This window comes from Pseudomonadota bacterium (assembly GCA_026390555.1).
Lineage (GTDB): Bacteria > Bdellovibrionota_C > UBA2361 > UBA2361 > OMII01 > OMII01.
Genome location: JAPLFS010000067.1, coordinates 1 through 25,736, shown reverse-complemented (window position 1 = coordinate 25,736; position 25,736 = coordinate 1). Strand labels below are relative to the sequence as shown.

The following is a 25,736-nucleotide window of genomic DNA, read 5'->3' as shown; positions in this document are numbered from 1 at the left end:
GGCGAGGAGTGGAAAGATGATGCGAAACTCAGTGCCAACTCCCTGCTGTGAATCAACCTCAATAGCCCCTCCGAGCTGCTCTACGATTGAATTCACGGTAGAGAGCCCGATTCCGGTGCCCCCTTCATTCTTAGTTGTAAAGTATGGCTCAAAGAGCTTGCTCTTGACCTCTTCATCCATACCCTCTCCGGAATCCGCTACGATTAGCGCTCCATATGCAGGGGCAGGCGGCTCGTCGCCGAAAAGGCGGCGCACATCATCGGGCTGGCACCGTTCAACTAGCGAAATAATTATTGAGCCCTTATCTTTAATGGCATCGCGCGCATTAATCACTAGGTTAATCACGATTTGAGTTAAATGCGCCTCTAATGCCAAGATCGGAAACGGTTGTGCGGGTGGCTGCCATTCAATCTCTACATGCGATGGGATAGAACTTTTAAGCAACGTTAGTACGCGCGATACAACATCAGCGAGATCCACTTTTACTGTAGGCTCTACGCCATCAACCTTTGAGAACATTAAGATCTGCTGTGTGAGCGAGGATGCTCGCAGCGCGCCCTCTTCAATCGCAGTCAGGGACTCGGCGTGTTCCCCCTCTGCGGGCAAGACATGCCGCAGATACGCAACGTGGCCGAGCACTCCTGTGAGTAGGTTGTTAAAATCGTGCGCGACTCCACCGGCGAGAAGACCCAAAGCTTCGATGCGCTGATTATGAAAGACCTTAGTTGCGCGGTCCTCTGAAAATGAGGCCAGTACGCGAATAACAAGCTCGTTACCACTATATGAAGCGAGCTTTACCAGTAGAACTGGGCACGCTCGATACCTAAACTCGGCCCGAAACTCCCTATTCTGCCAGCGCACCTTATCGATATCGGCCCAAAACTCGGCCACTGGCCTGCCCCTAATCTCATCAGGAGAGGCCCCTAACAGCTCGGCAAAGGCTGAGTTGAGCGCCACACAGGTCAGATCTCGCCCGATTACGCAGTGTGGCTCGGGTAGGGTTTCTATAATTGAATCGTGTAGAGTGGTTAAAGACATCTTGGTCATAAAGATAGATAGGCAGTTCGAGGGCCTACTATACCTGTTAGGTAAGGTGCTTATCAATGCACGCTGTCTAGCTTCGATTGAACACGCAGCTTACCAGTAAATTTAAACAACTGTCATAACATACTTGAATATCTAGTGAATTTATAGGCCCCAGTTGCATACAGTATTCTTTATGGGGCTTTATTCAGAGCCGTAGCGGACAATCCAGCCTATTTCAATCAAGTTAGAACTCAAAAAGTTGGTTCTTTCACCAACCTTTTCGAATCTCAATCTTCATGGACGGCGATTCGTTGTCTTGCAGTAAAGTATTGTAACCTCAAATAAATGTGGTAGGTTTTTAATTACCGTAAGTTTTTTTAACGGGGAGTCAGTTGTTATGTCTGAATCTGAGTCAAGTACATTGAAGGGTGTTGTAAAGTGGTTTAATGATGCCAAAGGTTTTGGTTTCATAGAGCACACTAGCGGCCGAGATGTTTTCGTACACTATTCTGTGATCGCTTCCGAAGGTTTCAAAACCCTCAAGGATGGCGAAACGGTTGAGTACGAACTCAAAGAAGGTCCTAAGGGTCTTCAGGCTGCTAAGGTCTTGAGAACCAAGAAGGAAGATGAGGCTGAGGAAGGGTCGGAAACGACGATTCTTGAGGAGGATATCTCCCTGGAGCCTCAAATATCTGAGTCTGAAGAGTAAGTTTGGAGAGATCCGAACTTACGCGCGCCCCTGATGGTCTCCTACTTTAGAGGGGCGCGCTCTCGAATTACTTCTTGGATCTCTTCCACGTTTTGCGCTAGTACGTAGCCCTCGCGCCCCTGCCGAGAGCGGAGCCTCATCCAACTACCTAACCTGCCCTCCACCAGCAGCCTATCACCTGGCTCAAGTCGCCCGAGAACACGCCCCCTATAGCTTGGTGCAGATAGCACGTTAACTCGTGCTGTTGCCCTGTAGAGCTTACCATTGGAGTCACGTTCAAAGGGTGTCCTACGTGAGCTATCACTGCCCCTTAGAGGCGGCTCCCCTATATTTTGTGTCCTTTCTCGCTCCACGCTACGAGCGCTTCTATACTGCTCTCCTTCAATCGGTCCCCTTGTATTAATCTGTTCCTTACGCTTGGCTACCTGAATAGATTGCGCCCCTTCTTGCACAGAGGGATCTGAACGACTGGTCGCCTGGGGCTGTATCGGAGAGCTCGTAGGCTCAGCTTCGACCAGAGAAGCAGAGATCTTTTCCGCCTGCTCCTCCTGCTCCTTGATTGAGTAGAACAGAGCACTCAGGCTACCGAGATGGTTTCGACCCTCTGGGGCCGGTATAACCTGCTCGGCGATTCCGGGCTCATGCACGAAGGATTCGTAAGCCGCCTCGGTTGACGCCGTAAGGTATAAGAAATGGGGCGCTAGTATCAGTAGTAGCAGTATTAGCAAGAGTAATACCGCTACAACTCCGACGCTAATCGCTGTGCGCTTATTAATGCGGGGCGCCCTTTTGATTGCTAGTGGAGACGACTGAGAGGAAACTTGAGAAGCTACCTGATTTGACAGGTCAGATACCGCAGCCCTGTCTCCATTCTGCTCGGGAAGCACCTGCCAACTAATCCTGTGATTATGCTTGCTCGTTGCCTCCAGTAGCCCGTTCTCTATCAGGGCACGACGCAGCGCTGCGATCTGCGCGCTATCTCCGACCTGTTGAATCCTCTGCAACATAAGAAGGCCGGTCTCCTTTAAAATGGAGCCGAGCTCTAAGCTTAATTCACTCCCCTTTAATTCTCGCAGCAGGGCTTCAAAAGGTGCTATTAGGAGGGATGCCGGCATGGATAATGCGCCCAGGTGGGCACGAACCCACCACAACTGCGCCTCCGGTGTTGCTCCATTAGAGAGAGCCGGTTCCAGAGATGCGACCAACTCCCCCCATTTGCGTTGATCTGCGAGCTCCTTATAAGGCGAGTTAGGCACCGCAGTAGGCACCTGCTCCTTAACATCTTGTGAGATCGGAGACGTAGTGACGCTCGGTTCCCGCCCATGATCTGTTAAGAGCTCGGAGAGCCCCAGATCAAGCTGGCCATTTTTATCGTTCGGTTGATTAGTCATCGACTGAAGCCATATGTCGGTAGCGCAAGCACACCCTCATGATCTATCGTAACTCTACCAAGCTTGGTACTGAAGGGGCAGGATACCTGATTTATGCAGATCTCTAGATTTTTTATACCCTTTAGTGTCTTTTTGGCCCCCTTACTGACGCTAAGCGCTTGTTTTTCCACGCACCTGCCAGCCCTTGATCATCACGCCTCGATTCAACGGTTGCGCCAACTTGCTAGCACCGAGTTAGCATTAAGCGTGAATAGTGAGGCAGTTGATGGGGTCGCAGGCTTTCAATTTCTTACCGTTTTGCCGGTCACACGGGTCTATACGCCTAACTTTAATGAGGACCTGAGCGCGCAACTTAGCCTCGATGCGGGGTTACGTGGGTATCGTACCGTCTCACCCGAAAGCGCTGGGGTCTCGACTAATCACCTTTCCGTAACCGTACAAGAGCTAACCGTATCCGGTTACTGCTATTTTATTATGCGACAACCTCACGCGCAGATAACGCTGCGCGGCGAGCTGCGCGCCCCGGATGGTCATCTTATTAGTAGTTGTGAGACAGCAGCCAGCTGCCTTCTCTACTGAGCTGAACGAGGTGCTGCGTATCTCTATTACGGATGCTTCTGCGCAGCTCTTCACCTGCCTCGGAATAAAAACGGCGCGATAATCACAACATGTCACCTGCCTATACAATTATGATTGCTGCCATCCTAACCGAGGGGCTGCTCGTTATTATATCGTACCCGGTGTTATGGCTCTTTTTGCTAGAGATTCATTGGAGCCCCTCACTAGTGACGGCCAGTATCGGCCTAGCCAGCGCCCTACCCCTACTAATTATTAACCACCTTTTGTGGCGCGCTAGCCTGACAAAACCGAGGTCGGTATTTGCAAGGTTTAGTAGCGAGGTTATCGTTCCGCTGTGCCGACAGATTACGCCGAGCAACGCGTTTGTAATCGCACTACTCTCGGGATTTGGAGAGGAGCTTTTCTTTCGCGGGGCTCTCAATCAGCTAATCTTAAAATACTCAGATCTATTTACGGCTGCACTGTTAAGCAGCGTTCTATTCGCTTATATTCACTTTATTGGAAATATGCGCCGCTTTGGCTGGATGATGCCGCTCTATAGCTGTGTCGGGCTCTATTTGTGGCTGGTGCACTACTATACTGATTCGCTATTTGCGGTTGTTGTAACACATGCAACCTATAACTTTCTCGCAATCCTGTGGATTCGCCGATCAACTAGAGCAGCTAGCTCTAAGCAAAAATTGTGCGCGCCTGGCGAATAGCTGCACGAACCGCTTCGATGTCGCTCGGACAGGTGTAGAGGCCAAAGCTCATACGAATAGTGGCTTGCAGCCCCAAGCGACGCAGGGTTGGCATTGCGCAGTGATGTCCGGCTCGTATCTGAACGTTATGCGTATCAGCGATGGTAGCAAAATCATGGGGATGTACCCGATCAATTGAGAAAGAAACAACTCCGACCTGCGCGCCATCGGTCGTGGCCGGTCCGTGCAATATAATGCCCGGCTCTGACCTCAACATTTCAAGCGCTACACCAAGAAGCTCCGCCTCATGTGACAGAATATCCGCGCGCGGAAAGCGCTCGATAAAATCAATCGCTACACCAAGTGCTATCGCCTCGTGAAACGGGGGCGTTCCAGCCTCGAAGCGTTGCGGCACCTCGGCCCAACCGGAGCCCTCGGTACTGACGTACGAGATCATGTCTCCACCACCCTGGAACGGTTCTAGTGCCTCTAGCCGCTCTGGGCGTCCGTACAAAATACCGATGCCTGTCGGTCCATAGAGCTTATGCCCTGAGCATACGTAGTAGTCACACCCCAAGCTCTCGACATCAACGCCCAGGTGCGTCACACCCTGCGAACCATCTACAAGCACCTGTGCGCCACTAGCCTTCGCCAATGCAACGATCTCAGCTATTGGAGTAACGGTTCCTAGCGAGTTGCTGAGCTGCGTTATGGCGACCATCTTCGGACGAAGGGTAGCGAGCTTCGCTCTAAAATCGTCCATATCGAAACGACCATCAGCACTGATTTCGGTAAATGCGATCTTTAGTCCCCGTCTCTTTGCAAGGAGTTGCCACGGGACGATATTACTGTGGTGCTCAAGCAAGCTAAGCAGGATTACATCTCCCGGCTGAAAGAGGTGCTCAGAGCTATAGCTCACCAGGTTGATGGCCTCGGTTGCGCCCCGTACAAAGACGACTGAACGCTCAGAACTTGCACCGATATGGCGCGCAATCTTGATGCGCGCCTGGTCGTAGAGCTCAGAGGCCTCGGCACTTAGGCGATAGGCGCCGCGCCGCACATTCGCATTTGAATGAATCATGGTGTGCATAAGCGAGTCGAGCACGACCTGTGGCTTCTGTGTCGTCGCTGCTGAGTCGAGGAAACACCCCCCTGGACCCTCTGAGAAGAAGGGAAAAAGAGCCCGCGCCCCCTTTCCAGGGAGTAGTTGAGCCTCAGCCTCTTTGTTACCAGGTAATGAATTCATATGACTATTCAGCATACACTAAGTAGGTTCGCACAGGTGGCTGCTATAGCACAAACGACTTAGGGGTCGATTTACAGGGCAGCTCTATAACAAAGACCGCTTTTTATAAGCATTATCGCATACAACGGTAAAACATGGTGAATAGTTACCTTAACTACCCGAGGACATTCAATCAGCAGAGCTATTTATGGCTAAAAGATCTCGGTCAGCCCTAAGTTTTATTACGCTGTTCTATGATGATCTTACTATACCAATACCGCCTAATAGTGGCTCATACCACATGCTAGCCCATACTAATTGAAATGGGTGAAAATAGTTCTTGACCAAGTAGCTCTCTAAGCATTAATGTGCATTTTCCAGTTTGCTCAAAGTTTGTTTTTTAGCAGACACTGTAATCGAAAGCAGTACCGTTTGGATATGCACTATTAGCGTATCCGGAGTGAGCAGTACCATTGGTATTTCATCGTAGTTCGATGGGCTACTGTTGTTTTGTTGTTGTTATAAAGAGGCCCTCAACTAATAAATGAGGCCTATTTTTAGCAGGAATAACAGCAGGGGATATTTTATTCCCTGAATAATGGGCGCTCTACACTGATGGTATTGTGGAGAAGATTGCAGGGAAAGCAGAAGTTGCTTAGGTCAACTATTCGTTCGGGTAACCCCCGTACACTTAGCACTATCGCCATTGCGTATAAGGCAATCGGGAGTGCGTCACGGGGTCATTAGCTTAGCGGATTATTTTTACTTTTTGAAGGGACGCTTAAACATGAAATTTTGGTCAAACTCTGATGTTCAAACACCCGGTGGCGCAATCCCTGAACTGCGATTACTAGCAGCTGTTCTCCAAAGGGCTATCCACGATTTCATCGGTGGCGAGGGAGATGTTCGAGAGGGCGCAAGGTTGTGGCTGATGGATGACGAGCCTACCGATGCCCCACTTTCATTCCTATTTATCTGCGAGGCGCTAGATCTAGATCTAGATAGCTTGAGAAAGGCTATCGGCCGACAGGCTGAGGATCAGATGAGGCAGTTCGCCACTTCAGATGCTATTGCTTAAATAGCAATCGCCTAACTAGCATAATAAAGCTTGTTGGTCCTACAATAAAGGCACGGTATATATGGGATAACCCCCAGTATATTGTGCCTTTAATTTTTTAGTGCTTTCCGCGAACTGCTCTGCCGATATATAATTAAAGCTGATGGGTGCTCTGATAGGACCGAGTGCTGTTCGTGTATGCCGCGCCCTAAGAACAGCACCTACTTGAGCGTGCCCGTGATCTATTAACCATAACAAGAGGCGGAGGTTCCCTTATGACCGAGGAAACAGCAAAAGGAAACAACCCTCAGCTGTGGGATAAACTGCTAGCTGACCTTGATGAAAAGCTTCAGCTTGGCCTGCTCGATAAGGTTAAACGCGTTAAAGCGTACCACTTTGAATCTGATATACTCTTCCTTGAAGCCGGGACCGATGAGGATGATGCCTACCTTCGAAAGGGCGGGACGCTACAACACCTTGAGCTGATAGCTCAGGATGCGACCGGAATTAGAGAGATCCGGCTGCGCGCCAAGTAGTCGATTTAACTATATGACCAACAAAAACATTACAGCTGCACCTAATCATGACAACCAGAGTTGTCGTGCATGCAAGGCCAACATCTTGCCCGACTCGTTGCAATTCATGCCCTTCTGCTGCGAACGGTGCCGCCTGCAGGACCTCTCACAATGGTTCAGTGAGGGGTATCGAGTGAGAGCTGAGCCGTTAGCGAGCGGGCCGGAAGACTCTGAGCATTAATACTACTGGTTCCTCACCAATAATTGTGGGTGGGAAGCTACTGGATGATGGCATAACTATGCGCGGCAGTTGGAAGAAAAGCCGGTCGAAGAATGTAAGATAATGGATGCTGAACCCCTGCGCGGGAACGTGAACCGCTTCCCGTTACCTGCTCCCTCTCCGGTACCGGAAACTTATTTTGAAAAGAACCGATTTATAGAAGATATGTTTTGTCATGAAAAGCTCGAAGTCTATCAAAAGTCGGTTGAATTCCTGAAAGAGGATATTAGTGTTATTCGCCTCCTCCCGAACGGAAACAGCGATATTGTCAACTAGTTGCGTCGCCCCGCCACTTCCATGCCGGTTTTTAAGGGTTAACCGGTATCGGAGCGGGAGCAGGTAACGGGAAGCGGTTCACGTTCCCGCGCAGGGGTTTTCCATCTAATGAACCCACACTTATCGGTGAGGAACCATACTCATACTACTAGAGCATTAACGCTCAGAGCCTGTCTGAACAGCCCCTACGCATGCTCGTTACGCCTTGAATCTCCTAGCGCACTAAGGCTATTCACTGAGGCGTGAGTAAGACCGTAGCGCAGATATTCCGGCTCGATGCCGAGCGCCTCGCAGACGTTATTAAATGAGAATGGGTACTCTGTCCCTTTATCCATCACCCAGTTAAACGCCTCAGAGAAGTGAGCTCGCTCACTAGGATTTCTTGGTAATGCATAGTGGATATAGGACTGAATGCCATCGAACAGCAGTGCAGACATAAGCGCCCGCTCCGGACCATTCGCATACCCACCATATCTTTCGCTACTATCATCAAAAACCGAGGTACTAAAACCAACTCCAGAACCTTTAGAAAGTTCAAAGTTGCTAGAAGTCATAGTTTCTCCCAAAATAGGGATTTCATGCAGTTAGTGAGCCCATATGGCTCAAATGCAGATCCCCTCTTTCCAATTGTGATGCCGCAGGAGGTGTTTCGGTGCTCTTAGAGCAGACCTAGAATAAAAATATAGCGAGGGCTATTAGGGGTATAACTAATACCGGCACGAGCGGGGAGAAGAATCCGAGAAAGACCGCTAAGATAGCAATAAACGCCCCAAAAGCGATCAGTATCCTGGCCCTCTCTACAAGCTTTATATGGCGCTGAGAGAGCTTTAGCAGGTGTTTCAAGCCGTCTAATCGTGGCGTCAGAGCTACTACTGTAGCAAGTGGCAGCTCAAAGCGATCGCCAGAGAAGAATGCAAGTTGCAAAGGCGCGCTCCTGCCAAGAACATCAGACTCAACACCCCGCACTAAGAGGGTGTCGTTTGACACCTCTCCTGAAACTCCGCTCGATAGTATTGGCTGCACGTTACTCGGCCAAAGCCCCTCTTCCTCACGGGTGATATCAAGCTGGCCAAATCTTATCCAGAAACGAGCAACAACCTCCCTGCCGATCGCAACTAAAATTGCGCGCTCATTGGCCGCACACTCAAGCGCGCTCTCTGTTGGTTGAATCAGGATTCCACGCTCTACCAGAAACTCCTCAGAGCCGATCGAGATCTCAACCCCTTTGATCGCGCCTGCAATTCCACGCCCATCAAACTCTAATAGCCCCAGCACACGCTCCGGAGCGGCTTGTGAAGAGAATACCTGACAGTAGTCAGCAGCAGCTGAGAGCGCTGCATCATCTGAGCGCCCGAGGATTGAGCTAAGATAACTACACAAAGCTGTACGGCTAAGCCGATCATCGAGTAGCTCAAGCTCTCGCACACCAACAACTGAGCCAAGATCAACACGCGACGAATCAAAGAGAACCTTTGATACCGATGTCAGCTCCTTAATTGAATCTGCTGAGGTCAGCACAAATCCAAGACGCGCCCAGTTCTTAACAAAGGCTAGCCTAGCCACATAAAGCAGATCGCCTAACTGACATACCGCAGCTGAGAAGAGGATAAGTCCAGCGGCGCTAAGAACATCGGCTGCGATGCCGCTCCTCTCATCCCACGATATAGCGGCAGAAACTGCGATAAATAGCAGGGTGTACGCCGTGGCACTCCTAGCAACCGCATCCTCATGAAATAGTCCAGCTCCAGCGCGCTCTAAATTTGGTGAGATAAGCCGCTCCAGGCTGCGTAGGCAGGAATCCTCAGTGCCAGAGAGTGTCAACGCCTCAGCGCTACCACTCAGTATCTCCGATCCAGCAAAAACCACCTCGCCCTCATCCTTGACCCTAAAGCGTGGTGTTGCTGATAGATACCGCTCATTGATTGCACAGCTCCCAGTCTCGATTCGAACATCAGCCGGCACTATCATGCCAGTCCTTAGAGCTATACGCTCGCCCTGCTTGATCGTGGGCAGCTCCCCTACCCCAGGGAAAAGCACCCTGCGGCTCAGCTCGTGGCTATCGTTAGCCCGACCAATACAAGCACGCAAAATAAGATACGCTCCGCCAGCTAAGGCGGCGCTGGTGGTCGAGATCCAGGTAAGCTCTCTACTAGGCCAGATAACCTGAGCAAACACCCCGAGGTTAATAAGCAATAGCCCTGCCGCGGGGAAAAGCGATAACGACGTAGCGAAACGATCCTTAGCCAAGAGGATCTGAAGAGCCTCGTAAACGGCAACAATTGATGAGATGAAAGCTAATACAACCGTAAGGTAGAGGGCCCGCTCGGGCGCTAGCCCCGCTACGGTCATCTGATAGCTGAGCGCTGCTGCTACTAACAACAACACACCAAGAGCTAGCCTGATGGTCCAAGGCTTAATTGAGCCAGGCTTATCTGTGATATTATTATCTGTTGCTACGGTTGTAGGGCCTGAGCTCTGAGCACCAACTGGAGGCTCGGATATTAGGGGCTCCACTAGAGGATCTATTATAGCTTGAATTGTGGGGCTGCTCTGGGTCGTGACTTCTGCCGGCGTTGCCCCGTTGTCAGTGGTCGCGGTGGTCTGCACAGTAGTCTGCACAGTGGTTTGCGCAGTGGTCTGCAAAGCAAGCGTCATTATACCCCTCTAATTACACAACACGTTAGAGATCCGTACGTTAGAGATCTGAGCTACTTTTTTGCTGTCTCAGCAGCACTCTTCTCAGGGCTGGCTGCCTTATACTTTTTCTTAAGCTTGGAAAGCTTCTTATCCTCAAATAAAACGTGCTTACGAGCAATTGGATCGTACTTTTTAACCTTGAGCTTATTCTCGCCCTTGCCCTTCTTCTTATTCTTACGATTTACGTAAAAAGCCCCAGTTCCTTCAGATGAAACTAGAAAAAATGTCTCTTTAGTAGCCTTAGCCATATTCGAAGATCCTCTACTACTCTGAGCCGATCGGGGAACTATCCCCAATGGATTAAACCCTAAGCTCTGTTTAGAACTAAGGGTTGTAGCCTAAAACCAGGTTGGTTTCAACCCAAGCCTTCGGCAAAATTCTAAAGCGCTCCAACTACGATACTTATCGCATTTCCTCCGAATCCAGCCGTGTTTATCATAAGGGTCCTAGGAGCCTCAAACGGAAGGGGCGCTACCCGTGCTGGATAAGGGAACCCGCTCCACCCCCCTTCCGACAGCAACACCTGCGCAGTAGCAAGGCTAATCATGCCAGAGGCCCCGTAGGTATGCCCCGTAAGGTGTTTGGTGCTGCAGAGCGGCACACTGCCAAGGACCATTTCAATCGCCCTAAGCTCCGCCTCATCCCCTTTAGAGGTCCCAGGGGCGTGCATAATTACACCATCCAGCACACGTCCTGCCGGTAGCCCCGCTAAAGCCCCGAGCATCGCCCCCTGAAAGCCCCGGCCATCCTCGGAGATACCGGTCGCAGAGGGGGTAGCCTCAAGCGCCCAACCGATTCCAAGCAGCTCCATATCACCAGGCAGATAAGCAACAGAGCCCCCTAGCAGTATCGCCGTCCCAGCACCCTCTCCTAGTACCAAGGTGTTGCTACTATGCTCAGAGCTCGCACATGGCCTACAGGGCCACTCGCTGCGCTCACGTGAATAGATACGAAGAGCTTCAAGCTGCGCCACCGTATAGCTAGTCAGACATGACTCAGCCCCACCGAAAAGAGCGGCCGAGGCCATTCCGCCCCGTAAAAATGCCGTTGCAATCAAGAGCGCATGAAAGGCCGATGTGCAGGTCATGGAGGTGCTGATTGAGGCGATAGTGTTACTGTGCGCGCTTTTAGGCGCTCGAAGATCCTCCTGCACTAAGTATTCCTGCTCTAAGTATTCTTGCGCTATCCAGGAGGTCGTATTTCCAGCCGTAGTGGTCGGTGAGGTGTCCGCCGCAAGTGTGCCCTCCTTTGCTAAATGCTGCGCGATAGATCGCTCTAGTGAATTCGTTGCGCCACGCGCAGAGCCAATAGAGATACATCCGAGCTCCATTCGCTCGCCCCGTAACGCTGCAAACGTTTGACGCGCTGCAGTAAGTGCTAAAAGGGTCGTGCGATCGAGCCCCTGATAACGTGCCTGACTAGAGAGCTCCTCAACCAGATTCATTCCGCTAGCGGTCAGGGGAAAGACAGGTCGAGTCTGCTCGGCTGCATCTAGCCACTGTGCTTTAGCTCGCCCCAAAGTGAGCGTTTGCGAAACCTCTTTGCGACTGGAACCGAGCGGCGAGATGGTCGAAAGCCCACGAATAATTAACCTCTCAGCCGCCATACTGTGCCTCCGTCATTACTGCTCTAGCGCTTGTCACAGTGAGTACCGCGCTTATTACGGAGAGCGCAGCGCGCACCTCACCTATGGAGTTAAACGCATGTATACATAGCCTTATACGCTCACGTCCTAAGGGAACTGTAGGAGAGCGAATCGCTCGAGCAAAGAACCCCTCTGCCCACAAACGCTCCTCAACTGCCAGCACCCGATCGTTACCCGAGATAATAACGCCCTGAATCGGACTACTAGAATCAATAAACTCAAGGTTAGGGAAATCACCACGCAAAGCCCGCACCTGCTCTATTAAAGCAGCTAACATGCTCCGTTCCCGACTCATGCCGGCGCTAACCTCATACGCCCTCCGTACAAGCGCTAACGAGAGCAGATCAGGCGCAGTAGAATAGACGAAAGTGCGCGCAAAATTAATCAGATATTCGCGTAACGTTTCTGAACCAACAACGACCGCCCCCCTAAATCCAAGCGCTTTGCCAAATGTATGCACCCTCGCAAATACGCGCTCCTGCAGCCCTGCTTGCTGCACCAATCCTTGGCCCTGCTCGCCGAACACTCCGGTGGCATGCGCCTCATCAACTATTAGGAACGCTCCGAACTCCTCGCATACGGCACACAGCTCGCCTAGCGGCGCATAATCGCCGTCCATAGAGTAGAGCGATTCAACAGCCACGAAACGCTCACCTCGAGCGTTCATTAGCTTATCTCGTAGATCCCCCAGGTCGTTATGTTTAAACGAAAATGAACGCGCTAAGCTTAGGCGCACGCCGTCGCGCATCGAAGCGTGTAGTAGCTTATCATATATAATAGTATCGCTGCGCGAGCCTATAGCTCCGAGCAGCCCGAGATTAGCCTCATACCCGGAACCAAAGAGCAGCGCAGCCTCGCAGTCGTGTTGCTGTGCTATGAAATGCTCCAGATCACAGTGAGCCTTACTACTGCCACTCACTAACCTGGAGCCGGTGGCACCAAGTACGCCGTTCTGCGGGAGCTGCGTCAATACTACCTGCTGCAGAGCATCACGTTCCCCCAAAACCCTAGCCAACCCCAGGTAGTCATTTGAACAGAGGTCCACACCTGCCCCCAGATCTAGCGGCACCAGACGACGCAACGCCTGCGCAGCCTGGCGTTCTGCCAGTGCGTTAAAGATACCTTGTGGGGGTGCGTGGCTCATATGCTAGTTGCCTGTGTTAAAGAACACGGTCCTATGGTATCAAATAATGGCCTAGAGGCAAAAAACATAATCTACAATGACCATGAACCTATTAGAAGAGCTTACCTGGCGCGGATTAGTCCAGGATATATCGGATCCTGAGGCGCTTTCCAAACTTAAACAGGGGGACGCCTTTTATATCGGCTTCGATCCAAGTGCCGCATCCCTGCAGGTCGGCAACCTGGTCCCCCTAATCGTAAGCATTCACCTCACCAAGGCCGGCTTTAACCCGATACTGCTGTTCGGCGGAGCCACCGGCTCCATCGGAGATCCGGGTGGACGGAGCTCCGAGCGCAACTTACTGGAACTTGAACAGGTCGCCAACAACGTTAAGCTCCAGGAGCAACAAGCACGGGCGATTTGGCAAGCAGCCGGCAGCTCAATCGCTCCCACCTTTGTTAATAACATAGAGTGGACCAAAGATATCACAGCGCTCTCCTTCCTTCGTGATGTCGGCAAACACTTTACCGTAAACTACATGCTAGCCAAGGACTCCATAAAGAGTCGCCTCGGAGGGGAGGGGATCTCGTACACCGAGTTTAGCTACATGCTATTGCAAGCATTCGACTACCTGCACCTCTACCAGACCAAGCGTTGTCGCCTGCAGATCGGAGGCTCCGATCAGTGGGGCAACCTGACCGCAGGCCTCGAGCTAATCCGCCGCAAGATTCAGGGCGAGGCTTACGCCCTCTCCTTCCCGCTGATTACAAACTCAGATGGTAAGAAGTTTGGAAAGAGCGAGGGGAACGCCGTCTGGCTCGATTCCACCATGACGAGCCCGTATAAATTCCATCAGTTCTGGCTGAACGTGCCAGACGGCGATGTAATTCGACTCATTAAGGTCTTTACCTTTGAATCGAAGCAACGCGTTGATAGCATAGAAGCTGAGATGCTGGCCCAGCCAGAGAAACGGGCCGCTCAGCAGCTCCTTGCTGATTCGGTTTGCACCCTAGTGCACGGAGCTCAGGCAACTATTGATGCCAAACGTTCGGCGGATGCGCTCTTTAGCGGCTCGCTAGAGGGGCTCTCTAGCGCGCAGCTATTTGAGCTCTTCAAGGATGCGCCCACTACAACTATTACAGAGGCGCAGGTAAGAGAGCTCGATCTCCTTTGGCTACTCAGCGTTACAGTTGCCAAATCAAAGGGCGAGGCCCGTCGTCTTGTGCAGGGGGGTGGAATCTACCTCGATAGCGCACGGGTCTCTGATGAGGCCCTCAAGCTTAAAGACACCGCCATCCAAAAGCAGGGCTTTATCGTTATTCGTAGCGGCAAAAAGAACTATCACCTAGTTCGCTTACAGAACGGGTAGTCCTATGGCTGCGACTCGCTATGCAGAGGGGTCGCCGGTACTCGTGCACTCCCTTAAAAAAACTGGACTGGTGTATGCCGTCCTCTCACAAGATCGGTACCGGGTTGCTATCGGATCGCTCTTGATTACGTGCCGTAGCGTGGAGCTCTCCCCGAGTGTGGCCAATAAACCAAGCCACAAGGCTACTACTGAGATCATAGCTGCCAGCTCACATAAACCACCCGCTTCAATAGATCTGCACGGCATGACGGTTGACCAAGCTACTCGCGCGGTTGAGTCGTATCTGAATAGAGCCATCCTGACGGGCCTCTTGCAGGTAAAGATCGTACACGGATTCGGCACCGGCCGCGTTCAGAGCGGCGTTCATACCCTGCTCTCAACGCTTCGCGTTGTGCGAGCCTTTAGGATTAACGACCTAAATCCTGGAGAGACTGATGTCTACCTGTAAAAAAAACGGCGGGAATCCAACACCCCGCTGTTAGGCGACTCAATCCGCTTTTACTCATCCTCTCTTACACGTAGCCCGGAATCATCCGATCTTGTCGCCGCCCCGTTTCCACACAACGGGGCTCGGCTATTAGGATTTAACGCTAAAATTAATTGCTTTCAAATAGACCGTTCAGAAAAATCACATAACCTTCTGATATCGTAACTATTCACCCCGGTATAACTTTGTCGCTGGTTAAACAGATTTGGTCCCGCGCTTACCCACTCGAAACACCCTTTCTTGACGTCCCCTGATCGGGGACGCTTATTTTAGGGGTGAATAGTTATTGTTTTTACCCCAGTTTGCTCCGCAAACTCGCCCCTTGATAGGGGCAAACGCACACGGATCTGATCGGGTAATATAGTTACGATTAAAGGCTCGTTGGGCCGGGCCTGACCTTCGTGACCATTTACTTCATAAGAAAAGATCGCTACGGTCGTCGGCTTCCGGAGTTAATAATGCAGTTTCAACAGCCAGATCCTTCATTCCCACGTCGCTCAAACGACCTGAAAAATCAAGATAGTTCCAACGCCACCTCTCAGGAGTCTCTCGCGTTAAAGCAGAGCGGCATCGGACGTGAGATTAAACCAGGGTGCGTGCTTCTGCCTAAAGCATCGTTCTTATTTGTATCCGGTGCGCTCTATTTTCCGGACTCACTAGCGATCGAATCCATGAAAAAGCTTCAATCGTCCGAGAAACGACCTGGCGATCTTATAGGCGCTCTCCTCTCATACATGCACCGCTATCGCACCGTCTTTAACTACAACCGCTGTGATGAGCGCGTCGTAATGAGTATTGGGCCTACAAACCGCTATCAAAGGATACTTATCGAAGCAGCCCCAGCTTTTAGCCCATTTAGAGAGAACGCCTCCGTAGCATCAAAAGCCCTGACATACATCTTGCAATCCGGGACTATTATTATACCGGAGAGCCTTGCGGCTGAGAGTCCTATAGCACGGCGCTCCCTTGAGTGGCTTGAGTTCGTGCGTATACTGGCGCGCGCTGGTAGCACCGAATCACTCAAAACAACGGAGCTACTCGAAGAGGGGGTACGGCTTATAGCTTCTTACCTTACTGACCAATCTTCAAGGTCCTCGAAAGCAACGCCCTGCCACACCACATCTCAGACCGACCCCTTAGCCGCAATAAAATCCACCATGCAATCCATTGAGCTAGATACCTCTGAGTTCTCTCGTCGCTCCCTGTGGTTCTTTCAGAGCGACGTGACCGCAATTACTCCATGTAATACAGTTGGCATTGAATCGGATCTCAGCGCGCTGCACACCAAACGCTCGCTGCTCTTTAACGAGCTTGTACATGACGCAATCGTATACTTTTCACGGCGCAATAATCGTGATGCTAGCGATATCCTAGTAAACTGCTGCATCAGCGCCCATCAGATCCGATCTCAGGCTAGTAAGAATGCCGAGGTTACCTTAGCCTTACTTTAGCCTAGTCGGTAGTTGATTGGGACTGTTGCCTAGAAAGTAACCCCTTACAAATGCCCTTATACCAATGCCCTTACATGCTTCCCCCCCCCCATCCGGCCCCTGCGGGACGGTTCTCAGCCCACTACTATTTTTGAATTATAGTTGTTTAAGAAAGGGCGGAATTTACATATCGACCCCGACGCAGAACTAGTTCACCCCATGCTGAAGGAAAGCAGCTTTAAAAACCGGTCGAAATTAGATCTGTTTTTGCGAGTCAGATAAAAAGTTTAAATTTTGTCATGATTTGTGATTGACAAACTGATATCGTGCCTTGACTAAAATTATTGTATTCCTGAAAGGTACTGAGGTGTGCAGGTGAAGATTCAGCATAAGTATGAAAGATTTTATATCGAACTCCCTAGCAACCACATGTTGCCTACATATCAAAAATTATATCCTAAATATGACCGTTTTCTCCCAAATCTCGTTGGTTATCTTGACCCAAGCGATACGGTAATCGACGTTGGCGCGAATGTCGGCGACACATTAGCGGGAATGTTTAATCACAATCCTTTGATGAATTACATTTGCATTGAGCCGGATGATGAATTCTTTGATTTTCTAGTAAGTAATATTAATATAATAAGAGGATTCGATGGGCGGCTAAAGGCTCTCGCTATCAAGAGCCTTATTGGCAAGGATGTAGCCAATGTTCAGCTCGATGGCACCTCGGGATCAAAGCACGCTATTTTAAACGTCGGTGGAGAAATAAATTCAAAGTCTTTGGATTTGGTTATTGAGGAGGCCCCTCATACGAGGGTCTGTTTGTTAAAAACGGACGTTGATGGCTTTGATTATGATGTCTTGAATTCTGCTTCATCGACAATCAAGAAATACAAGCCTATTATATTTTTTGAGCTCCAATATAGCGATGCTGCTCAAAAAAACGGGTTTCGTGAAACCCTAGAATCTCTTCTCTCGGAAGGATATAACGATTTTACAATTTTTGATAATTTTGGAGAGGTGATGTTTCGCTCAAGTCAAATTCGGGAAATTATTCAGCTTATGGAGTACATTTGGAGACAGAACCTAGGCCTTGCGAATCGCACGATTTATTATTTTGACATATTAGCGGCAGTTCGACCTGCCGATAGTCTAGTTATTGATGCGGCACTTTCCAATTATTAACTATCACGACTCTTGGAATTGGCTAGTTGTGTAATAAGTTATTAGATAAATGAAAAAATTAGGAATTATACAGCCCGGAAAAATAGGAGACATTATTATATGTCTACCTATTGCTAAATGGTATTTCGACAGAGGATGGTCAGTCATTTGGCCGATTCATGTCGATTTAATTAAAAATTTTATAGGATATGTTGACTATGTTCAGTTCATTCCGTTGAACAATTTTGATTGTATAGCAGCACATCAAATATGTTTTCAGAATAATTGTAATCGTGTTATTGATTTGGCATTTACCATTCCTGGCGCAAATAGTTATAATACTGATTGGTATTTGAATCATAATGACACCTTGTCATTTGATGAAATGAAATATGCCATTGCAGAAGTTCCATTTGAAGAAAAGTGGAACCTAAGTATTAAAAGACATAAAGCGTCTGAGGATTCTTTATATTACGCTAAAATGATCAAAGGCAGCTATCCGCTCGAATCTGAATGGGGGCATATTATCCGTCAAACCAGCTCATCAGATACTGTCAAAGATTATGCATGGCCTTTTGATAAAGACACAACTATAAATATATCCAATGACACTGGAAGCGTATTTGATTGGTTGAAGTTATTAGAAACTGCTAAAGGACATGTCTTAATTGAGAGTTGTTTCTCAAACCTCCTTGATCAACTGCAAATAAAAGTTCCTAAACAGATTCTGTTGTTGAAACACGGATATTACGGCGCTACATTGCGGGACGGACATCTTAAAGGTATTCCTAGATTAAAATTGGATTGGAAACATATTTAAAATCTTAACGAAATAATTATGAATAAGTAATATTTATTCAATTGATGTCGTATGTAATGAAAGTGTAATGCCTCACCATGCACTAGAACCACGCTAAAAGTGCGCGGTCGCGACCAAGCCCTACAAAACCCTCCCGGGAGCCACTCTGCACCTCGAAGCAAATACTTGCCAAAAATAAATCAATCTTCTTATCCTTAAAACATGGTGAATAGTTTCCACAACTGTACCTAAGCTGCTATCGTTAGCAGCTCATGCAAAGCTCCTCTGACGATAAATCTGCTTCTATCACGGTCGATATGACCAGCCTCGCCTCGGGTGGAAGCTGCGTGGGCACAATCGAGAGCCCTGAATCACTAGCTGGTAAGAAGGCCTTTATACCTTACGCCATACCGGGGGAGCGGGTTACCGCAACCGTAGTTCAGGACAAAAAATCATTTGTAAACGCAGAGCTGCTTAGCATCGAACGGGCCTCCCCTGATCGCATTGCTGCGAGCTGCCCTGTATTTGGCCGCTGCGGTGGCTGCGACCTGCAACATATAGAGCTTAAAGCTCAACGTAACCTTAAGGCCGCCATGGTTGCGGATCTTTTGCGAATCCACGGCTCAATTGAAGCCAGTGATGGGATCTCGCTCTTAGCGCCGGATCTACCGGGGTTCTCATATCGCCGTCGCATGTCATTTCATATCAACAAGAAGCGCGAGTTCGGATTATACCGCAAGAACGGTCGCCAGATTGTAGAGCTCTCTCACTGTCCTATCTCGACAGACACGATTAACGAATTTCTCGCAGAGAATCTGGAACTCGTTAAGGAGTGTGCTCCAGAGATCGAGACCGTTACAGTAGAGGACCACGCCGGCGAGGTCTATCTGGCGCTTGAAGTTCATCCGAAGAACTCCACGGCACTTACAACACTCCTACCTAAAGCGGCCTTTAAGGAGCTAGAGAGACGCATTCCTAATCTGCAGGTAAATTACCGCCACCGTGCTGTCTATCGCCCCGGCGAAACGGTCGTGAACGCCCCTCCGGTTGGGCACTTTTCTCAGAACAATGAACTGGCCAACGCCGCGATGATCGAGTTTCTAATCTCGCACGTTACCACTCCAGGGGTAACGGACCTCTATGCCGGTGCTGGCAATATATCTATTCCGCTAGCTGCTGCCGGGCATACGGTAACCGCCGTGGAGGTAGATCCCGCCCTGGTAGCGTTCGGCTCCTCGCGCGTAGCCCAGGCCGGCCTCTCAGAGCGCGTTACGTTCCATACCAAGAGCTGCGAAAAATGGATTGAAAAAAATACAGCTGACCTAACCGTCGTTCTCGACCCTCCCCGAGGTGGTGCACTTGAGGTCTGCCAGAGACTCTCCCCCGAGATCTCCCCCTATCTGCTGTATGTAAGTTGCTATCCACCCACCTTTGCACGTGATGTACAGGTGCTGCATGAGCGTGGCTTTAGGTTAAAGAGCGTTGCTGTTCTGGATATGTTTCCGCAGACCTATCATAGTGAGTTGATCGCACTGATTGAGCGGGCCTAGTGCTTAATTACTACGCTGCTTTGAGCCTCTGTATTCGTAACTCTGTAGCTATTAAATCTATACACTCGACCCCCTTTCTCGTGTTAGCCTCCCCCTTATGAAGATACAACTAGTCATGATTGCATCTCTTTTATTGGTGCTTTTTAGCTCTCCGATACAACATGCCAGCGCCCAGAATTTACCTCTCCCGGATAATTTTAAAGCTCTTGTTCCAACTAGCCCGAAGGACCCCTGGGTTGATCTAGCTGTAGACCAACTCACCAAGGGGGGCTCTTGGGGGTCCGATCTTCTATGGTACATTCCGAATCGCTTGCTAGACCTAGTCGATATCTTTCGTGTTGATGTCGGAGTGGGGCCCTCCGTCGGAGGGGTTGTTCGTGTAACGAAGTATGCTCAATTTGGCTATCGAGAGATGTTGCCCGCCTCGGTACGTGTGGGGGATTTAGGTCGCCGTATTCCGATATTAATTGAGACCTCAAATGAATTCGGTATCGGACCAGCCTTTGTTGAATCGGCAGATCGTGCGATCTGTCCGGCCGAGATAGGTGTCGGGGCTGACGTTATACTTGCGGGTGTGTACGGCGGCGTTTGCCTGGACGAAATAGTAGATTTTCTGGGCGGAATCTTCTTTATCGACTTTAAAGAGGATGACTACTAGCCGCCAGCATACATAGCCAAGATGGGAATACTGCGCCAACTACAACTACTACTCGCACCTCGCCGGATACAACCGAAGCGTGCTGTAATAAGCGATCAATTTCTCTATCAGATCTGGTGCGAATTGCGGCGAGAGTTCTTTCCATTGCGCTCAGAGCTTGATTCATATCGCATCGTATGGAGCTCTCGTGCTCAAAAACGGGTGCTGGCATCGTGCAATATCCGTCGCAGAAAAGTAGTCGTTGCTCGTGAGCTACTTGAGCCAACCGCGCTTCGCTGGATCGCGCCGGTCCTCTACCATGAGCTCTGTCATGCCGTAATCGGAGAGCAGGTAGATCGCTCACGCAGCAATAAAAGATTGTGGCACGGCGCGCAATTTCGCGAGCTTGAAAACAGACACCCAGATATTAAGGCGCTGCACGCCTGGATCTCATCTGGTGGCTGGGCGCTGGCGGTCAGAAGCGAGAGAACTAGAAGCTTCTGGCAACGGAAACGATCGGCTGTGGGCGGCGCTGTGCTGGCTGTGCCGCTCCGTGAGCGATAGCATTACAGTAAACCCAGATGGCTAATCCGGTCCTATCACGTAGAACATTGCTGCAAGCAGGCCTTCTGGCCACCTCTGGGCTCACAATAGCCGCTGCTTGCAGCAAGATTGGAGCTGAGAGCGGCTATCAACAGCTAACCCTTGAGCGGGTAACGGTACGAATTCCTAAACTACCGCGAGCTTTCGAAGGCTACCGCATCGGATTCCTAACTGACATGCATCTCGGCATCTGGATGCCACAGGAACGGATCTTGTCTGCGCTGGATCAGCTCGCCTCTGAGCAGCTAGACCTGCTCGTCCTGGGGGGAGACTATATCCTTACAAATGAGAACCCATTATGGCCCTTACTCGGATATGTTAGAAATGAGCGCTACGCAAAGTTGAGCGCGCGTGCCTCTATACCGCTGCTCTTTAACGATGCCGCACAGATCCTCTCACATTTTTCTCCACCAGATGGTGTAATCGGAGTGCTCGGAAACCATGAGCGCTGGAACTCCACACAGCTCTGCTTCGATGCCTTTCGACCCTTTCCACAGATCCGCCTACTAGTTAACGAAGAGTTTAATGTCGTACGGGGCGAGCAGTCGCTCTCGTTCTTCGGTGTAGACGACTATTTAACCGGACTACCAACCCTCCCCCCAGCTCGCCCCCTGCAAAACGGAGTATCATCTCGCATCCTTATAAGTCACAACCCGGATTACCTTACGGCCCTACTTGAACGAGGGGATAGCTACTTTAGCCTAGCCCTGTGCGGACACACACACGGGGGTCAGATCTGTCTGCCGGGGTTAGGGCCGTTCGCCGTACCTGTAACCGACAAGCGCTTTGTGGCCGGTTTGGTCAAAGTTAATAACGACGTGCAGGTCTATACCTCGCGTGGTCTTGGGATGGTTGGGCTCCCATTTCGGCTAAATTGCCCCCCTGAGGTGACCGTATTTCAAATAGTAGCGGCATAATACCCTCTAGTTGCTCTATATATCCTTATAGACCTATACTTTAAGGGCATAATCTCTTTACTTCTTAGGTGCTTTTTTGCTAAAGATCCAAGGTCTTTAGTCTACCCGCCGCGGAATGTCCGCTGGCTGCGCAGTAAAGTTGGCTACGCAGTAAAGTTACGCAGTGAAGTTAAGCAGTGAAGTTAGTTCCTGCAATTAATTCTAAGAGATTCAGATAAGGGATGGTCATCGGAGCTATGAACGATAAAGTTGATTCAGAGAAAATGGATAATAAGGTACGCAGTCCAGACGTTGATACCCGTGAGGCCCGTTCTAACAATTCTGACGATCGTCCGCGTGGTGGTGATCGTGGGGGCTCATTCGATCGTGGCGGCCCAATGGAGGTTGTAGTTTCTCACAACATCGAAAAAGCGATGAAGATTCTCAAGCGTAAGTTGATTAAAGAGGGGCTCTTTAAGGAGCTCAAGGCTCGTCGGTTCTTCGAGAAGCCATCCATACGACGCAAGCGCAAAGAGAAGGAAGCTCGTAAGAAGCAACGTAAAGATGAGGCTCGTCTTAATAGTGGTCCAGGACTACTCTAAGATTAGAGGGTGTTTACATCTATTAAAAAAAAGAGGATCCATCGTGGTCCTCTTTTTTTGGCTCTTCGGGTTTTTGACTGGGTAATTTTCTTGAATTTATAGCTCTTGCAACTTGCATGTGAGCAGCTTCAAATGGAGATATTCCTTGTAGCTTCTAGAGAACGGCGTTTTCAGCGATTCTCCTCAAGGCAAGGTAGCGAGAATAGTTAGCTCGGGGTATCGTAAATCTATTAGTGCTAGAAATTGTGTACTTATAACTTTCGGTTCTTAACCAGTGCGAATCCTCTCTCGCTATATAATATCTGAGGTATTGACATTTTTCCTCATCAGCCTGACGGCCTTTACAGGGTTATTGCTAACCCTGCGCATGCTCAAGCTAACCTCACTTATTATTAATCGAGGGGTCGAATTCGGTCAGATCTTTCAGGTCTTCATCGCTATTATTCCCACCTTTCTTGAAATAGCTCTGCCAATGTCTACCCTGCTCGGCGTGATGCTCGCCTTTGCCCGCATGTCTGGCGACTCCGAGGTGGTTGTTATGCGCGCAAGTGGGGTAAGCCTACTTAGTTTTTTACGACCGATAGCTATCTTTGCCTGTAGTATAGGAGCGCTCGGGCTCTTTGTGTCCTGCGTGCTTAGACCGTGGGGATTTGAATCGCTATCATCTGCGCTATTTCAGATTGCTCGCTCAAAGAGCACCTCAGGGTTAACCGAGGGGGTCTTTAATAAACTGGGCGAAATCACCCTGTACGCCGACTCGATCGATTATCAAACCGGCAACCTAAATCGGGTAATCGTAGATGACAAGCGCGATGAGATTCAACGCAAAGTGGTCGTTGCCAAACGGGGCAAGATAGTTGCAGACGAGGTGAATCATACCATCTCATTATTATTGGCTGATGGTGTCGTGCATGAATCCCTCGACGGGCGCTACACACGTACTGAGTTCAACTCAAATAGCATGAGCGTTAACCCGGCTGAACTGCGTGATACTAAAAAAGAGCTCTCTGCTCGTGAGCTCAGTATGTCCGATCTTAGGTCCGCCATTCAGAGCTATAAGATGACCCTCAGATCCTCCAATGCAGAGGAGCTCCAGGTCTTTGGCCAAACGTTATCGCGTGCTGAGGTAACAAAAAAGTTTAGACGCGCAAAGATAGAGTTCGGACAACGCACATCCCTGCCCTGTGCCTCAATCATCATGGCCTTTGTCGGCATGGCGCTCGGAATCATGTCACCCCGCACCCAAAAGACCTGGGGCGCTGGTTTCGCGGCAACCCTCGGTCTAATCGTATTTATCCTCTACTACTCAATCTTCTCGGTTGGTGTCGCACTGGCAGATAGCGGCTCAATCCATGTCGGACTAGCGCTCTGGACTCCGAATATACTGGCCTCAATTATCGCCTTTATACTCGTATACAAGATATCCACTGAACGTTGGCAATCGGTCTCTGAGGGAATTCAGAACCTGTGCATCTCTAGCATGCAACTGATTCGTCGCTTAAAAAGGACGCCATGAAGATCCTACACCGCTACATTTTTGGGTTACTGATTAAGAACTTCGCAATCGGGCTCTCGATGTTCGTATTCTTATTTCTCATAGTAGATTTCTTTGATCGCCTCGATATCTTGCTCACGGAAAACAGCTCGCTCTGGCTGATCCTGCAGTACTTTATATTCAAGCTGCCCCTTATTGTAGCGCTGATGTTGCCAGTCGCGCTGATGTTCTCGACCCTTTTTACCTTCGGGCTGCTTTCAAAAAGCGCTGAAATAACGGCCATGCGCGCCAGTGGTCTAACCCTGATATGGCTCGCTCGTCCCTTGTTAATGCTCGGTCTCTCGCTCTCAATCTTTTCCCTATTTCTCGGGGAGCTCGTTGTTCCATTTGCCGAACGCCGACAGAAGGAGCTCTATAACCTAGAGATCCGCCAGAAAGATAAAAGGGGTGGGTACAGCCAGACAGATTTTTGGTGGCGTAATGGACAGAGCTTCTATGCGGTGGATCTCTTTAACTCAAGCTCTAAAACGCTGCATAATCTCTCACACTTTGAGCTAAGTCCCGAGTGGCAGGTAGCCAAACGGACCGATGCAAGCAGCGTTCACTGGATCTCAGGTGACCTGGGGTGGAGCATGAGCAACGTTACGCGCCTCCACTTTGATACAACACCGGTTACAATAGAGAAATTCAGCCAACTTCCCCTTACTATCTCGGAGAGCCCCTCAGATTTTTATGAATTCAAGGACGACCCATCTACCATGAGTTTTTCTGAGATTCGGCACTTTATAAAAAATCAGCGTAGAAATGGGATAGCCACCAGACAGTACCTCCCCGATATGTACAGTAAACTAGCCTTTCCGCTGGTTATCTTTATCACCAGTATGATCGTACTCCCATTTACACTCCTTCCAGCCCGTTCCGGCAGCATGGCCTTTACCTCGTTGGCAGCCCTCTTTATCGCCTTTGCATATTTCGCAGTCGATTCATTCAGTATCTCAATGGGACGTGCAGAGCTTCTGCCGGCCCTGCTCTCAGCATGGATGGCGAATATACTAATGGGAACAGTAGCTATTATTCTTAATCTTGGAGCTGAGGCACCGCGCTAGGGGTGAATAGGGTTCCTCACCAATAAGTGTGAGTGGGAAGCTACTGGATGATGGCATAACTATGCGCGGCAGATGGAAGAAAAGCCGGTCGAAGAATGTAAGATAATGGATGCTGAATCCCTGCGCTGGATCGTGCGCTGCTTCCCGCACAGGGGTTTTATATCTAATGTACCCACACTTATCGGTGAGGAACCGTTTTTAAGGGTTAACCGGTATCGGAGCGGGAGCAGGTAACGGGAGCGGTTCACGTTCCCGCGCAGGGATTTTTCATCTAATGTACCCACACTTATTGGTGAGGAACCCTAAAAACAAAGCTGAGTTGATACTGAGGTGAATAGTTTACGAGAAGATATCCTTCATCTTATCAAAAAAGCCCTTGCTGCCGGCCTCAT

Annotated in this window: 25 protein-coding genes and 2 pseudogenes; 19 read left to right on the top strand and 8 right to left on the bottom strand. The window is 49.8% G+C overall.

Annotation, left to right across the window (positions count from 1 at the left end; translation table 11 throughout):
• Positions 1-1,038 (bottom strand): ATP-binding protein (locus tag NTV65_09510; protein MCX6115430.1); only part of this gene is annotated, 1,038 nt, incomplete at its 3' end.
• A 385-nt stretch (positions 1,039-1,423) separates the two neighbouring features.
• Between NTV65_09510 and NTV65_09505 the strand changes: the two are divergent.
• Positions 1,424-1,639 (top strand): annotated as a pseudogene (locus tag NTV65_09505) (cold shock domain-containing protein).
• 137 nt (positions 1,640-1,776) lie between these two features.
• Here NTV65_09505 and NTV65_09500 read toward each other — a convergent pair.
• Positions 1,777-3,126 (bottom strand): SH3 domain-containing protein, encoded by a 1,350-nt coding sequence (locus NTV65_09500; GenBank protein ID MCX6115429.1) that lies wholly within the window; start codon positions 3,124-3,126, stop codon positions 1,777-1,779.
• A 93-nt stretch (positions 3,127-3,219) separates the two neighbouring features.
• Here NTV65_09500 and NTV65_09495 point away from each other — a divergent pair, with 93 nt between their 5' ends.
• Together NTV65_09495 and NTV65_09490 are read left to right on the top strand one after the other, a co-directional pair.
• Entirely contained in the window at positions 3,220-3,705 is a 486-nt protein-coding gene (locus tag NTV65_09495; GenBank protein ID MCX6115428.1) for a hypothetical protein, read from the top strand.
• 89 nt (positions 3,706-3,794) lie between these two features.
• Positions 3,795-4,406 (top strand): type II CAAX endopeptidase family protein, encoded by a 612-nt coding sequence (locus NTV65_09490; protein MCX6115427.1) that lies wholly within the window; start codon positions 3,795-3,797, stop codon positions 4,404-4,406.
• Here the strand turns inward: NTV65_09490 and NTV65_09485 are convergent.
• A complete protein-coding gene (locus NTV65_09485; GenBank protein MCX6115426.1) occupies positions 4,375-5,631 on the bottom strand; it encodes a cysteine desulfurase in 1,257 nt (418 codons plus the stop codon). The genes NTV65_09490 and NTV65_09485 overlap by 32 nt on opposite strands.
• Positions 5,632-6,397: 766 nt before the next feature.
• Here NTV65_09485 and NTV65_09480 point away from each other — a divergent pair.
• The 4 genes from NTV65_09480 (at position 6,398) to NTV65_09465 (ending at position 7,738) form a co-directional block, all read left to right on the top strand.
• On the top strand, positions 6,398-6,688 hold the full coding sequence (locus NTV65_09480; GenBank protein ID MCX6115425.1) for a hypothetical protein: 291 nt from the start codon (positions 6,398-6,400) through the stop codon (positions 6,686-6,688).
• A gap of 254 nt (positions 6,689-6,942) precedes the next feature.
• Positions 6,943-7,203 (top strand): hypothetical protein, encoded by a 261-nt coding sequence (locus tag NTV65_09475; protein MCX6115424.1) that lies wholly within the window; start codon positions 6,943-6,945, stop codon positions 7,201-7,203.
• 13 nt (positions 7,204-7,216) lie between these two features.
• Positions 7,217-7,423, top strand: a complete 207-nt coding sequence (gene yacG / locus NTV65_09470; protein MCX6115423.1) for a DNA gyrase inhibitor YacG — start codon at positions 7,217-7,219, stop codon at positions 7,421-7,423.
• Positions 7,424-7,492: 69 nt separating this feature from the next.
• The gene (locus NTV65_09465) at positions 7,493-7,738 is read left to right on the top strand and encodes a hypothetical protein (GenBank protein MCX6115422.1); all 246 of its coding nucleotides are present in this window, start codon (positions 7,493-7,495) and stop codon (positions 7,736-7,738) included.
• A gap of 185 nt (positions 7,739-7,923) precedes the next feature.
• Here NTV65_09465 and NTV65_09460 read toward each other — a convergent pair whose 3' ends face one another.
• The 5 genes and pseudogenes from NTV65_09460 to NTV65_09440 all read right to left on the bottom strand — a co-directional run bounded on the left by NTV65_09460 (position 7,924) and on the right by NTV65_09440 (position 13,224).
• The gene (locus NTV65_09460; protein ID MCX6115421.1) at positions 7,924-8,292 is read right to left on the bottom strand and encodes a hypothetical protein; all 369 of its coding nucleotides are present in this window, start codon (positions 8,290-8,292) and stop codon (positions 7,924-7,926) included.
• 115 nt (positions 8,293-8,407) lie between these two features.
• Positions 8,408-10,393, bottom strand: a complete 1,986-nt coding sequence (locus tag NTV65_09455; GenBank protein ID MCX6115420.1) for a hypothetical protein — start codon at positions 10,391-10,393, stop codon at positions 8,408-8,410.
• A gap of 122 nt (positions 10,394-10,515) precedes the next feature.
• Positions 10,516-10,683, bottom strand: a pseudogene (gene rpmG, locus NTV65_09450) (50S ribosomal protein L33).
• A gap of 131 nt (positions 10,684-10,814) precedes the next feature.
• Positions 10,815-12,041 (bottom strand): beta-ketoacyl synthase N-terminal-like domain-containing protein, encoded by a 1,227-nt coding sequence (locus tag NTV65_09445; GenBank protein MCX6115419.1) that lies wholly within the window; start codon positions 12,039-12,041, stop codon positions 10,815-10,817.
• Positions 12,031-13,224: an 8-amino-7-oxononanoate synthase gene (locus NTV65_09440; GenBank protein ID MCX6115418.1), complete on the bottom strand. Its 1,194-nt coding sequence runs from the start codon at positions 13,222-13,224 to the stop codon at positions 12,031-12,033. Before NTV65_09440 ends, NTV65_09445 begins: the two co-directional genes overlap by 11 nt.
• Before the next feature lie 82 nt (positions 13,225-13,306).
• On the opposite strand from NTV65_09440, the gene tyrS reads away from it, so the two are divergent.
• From tyrS to lptG, 12 genes are all read left to right on the top strand, one after another.
• The gene (gene tyrS / locus NTV65_09435; protein MCX6115417.1) at positions 13,307-14,572 is read left to right on the top strand and encodes a tyrosine--tRNA ligase; all 1,266 of its coding nucleotides are present in this window, start codon (positions 13,307-13,309) and stop codon (positions 14,570-14,572) included.
• A gap of 4 nt (positions 14,573-14,576) precedes the next feature.
• Positions 14,577-15,020 carry a Smr/MutS family protein gene (locus NTV65_09430; protein ID MCX6115416.1) on the top strand — a complete coding sequence of 148 codons (444 nt, stop codon included), beginning with the start codon at positions 14,577-14,579 and terminating at the stop codon, positions 15,018-15,020.
• Positions 15,021-15,517: 497 nt separating this feature from the next.
• A complete protein-coding gene (locus tag NTV65_09425; GenBank protein ID MCX6115415.1) occupies positions 15,518-16,510 on the top strand; it encodes a hypothetical protein in 993 nt (330 codons plus the stop codon).
• Positions 16,511-16,864: 354 nt separating this feature from the next.
• Positions 16,865-17,677 carry an FkbM family methyltransferase gene (locus tag NTV65_09420; protein ID MCX6115414.1) on the top strand — a complete coding sequence of 271 codons (813 nt, stop codon included), beginning with the start codon at positions 16,865-16,867 and terminating at the stop codon, positions 17,675-17,677.
• Between the two features lie 49 nt (positions 17,678-17,726).
• Positions 17,727-18,476 (top strand): hypothetical protein, encoded by a 750-nt coding sequence (locus NTV65_09415; protein ID MCX6115413.1) that lies wholly within the window; start codon positions 17,727-17,729, stop codon positions 18,474-18,476.
• A 251-nt stretch (positions 18,477-18,727) separates the two neighbouring features.
• A complete protein-coding gene (locus NTV65_09410) occupies positions 18,728-20,005 on the top strand; it encodes a hypothetical protein (protein ID MCX6115412.1) in 1,278 nt (425 codons plus the stop codon).
• A 97-nt stretch (positions 20,006-20,102) separates the two neighbouring features.
• Positions 20,103-20,663, top strand: coding sequence for a hypothetical protein (locus tag NTV65_09405; GenBank protein MCX6115411.1), 561 nt, complete (start codon positions 20,103-20,105; stop codon positions 20,661-20,663).
• A gap of 21 nt (positions 20,664-20,684) precedes the next feature.
• Positions 20,685-21,206 (top strand): SprT-like domain-containing protein, encoded by a 522-nt coding sequence (locus tag NTV65_09400; GenBank protein MCX6115410.1) that lies wholly within the window; start codon positions 20,685-20,687, stop codon positions 21,204-21,206.
• A 17-nt stretch (positions 21,207-21,223) separates the two neighbouring features.
• The gene (locus NTV65_09395; protein MCX6115409.1) at positions 21,224-22,162 is read left to right on the top strand and encodes a metallophosphoesterase; all 939 of its coding nucleotides are present in this window, start codon (positions 21,224-21,226) and stop codon (positions 22,160-22,162) included.
• Between the two features lie 377 nt (positions 22,163-22,539).
• Entirely contained in the window at positions 22,540-22,743 is a 204-nt protein-coding gene (gene rpsU, locus NTV65_09390; GenBank protein ID MCX6115408.1) for a 30S ribosomal protein S21, read from the top strand.
• A 274-nt stretch (positions 22,744-23,017) separates the two neighbouring features.
• Positions 23,018-24,259: an LPS export ABC transporter permease LptF gene (gene lptF / locus NTV65_09385; GenBank protein MCX6115407.1), complete on the top strand. Its 1,242-nt coding sequence runs from the start codon at positions 23,018-23,020 to the stop codon at positions 24,257-24,259.
• The gene (gene lptG, locus NTV65_09380) at positions 24,256-25,344 is read left to right on the top strand and encodes an LPS export ABC transporter permease LptG (GenBank protein MCX6115406.1); all 1,089 of its coding nucleotides are present in this window, start codon (positions 24,256-24,258) and stop codon (positions 25,342-25,344) included. Before lptF ends, lptG begins: the two co-directional genes overlap by 4 nt.
• The last annotated feature ends 392 nt before the right edge of the window (positions 25,345-25,736 follow it).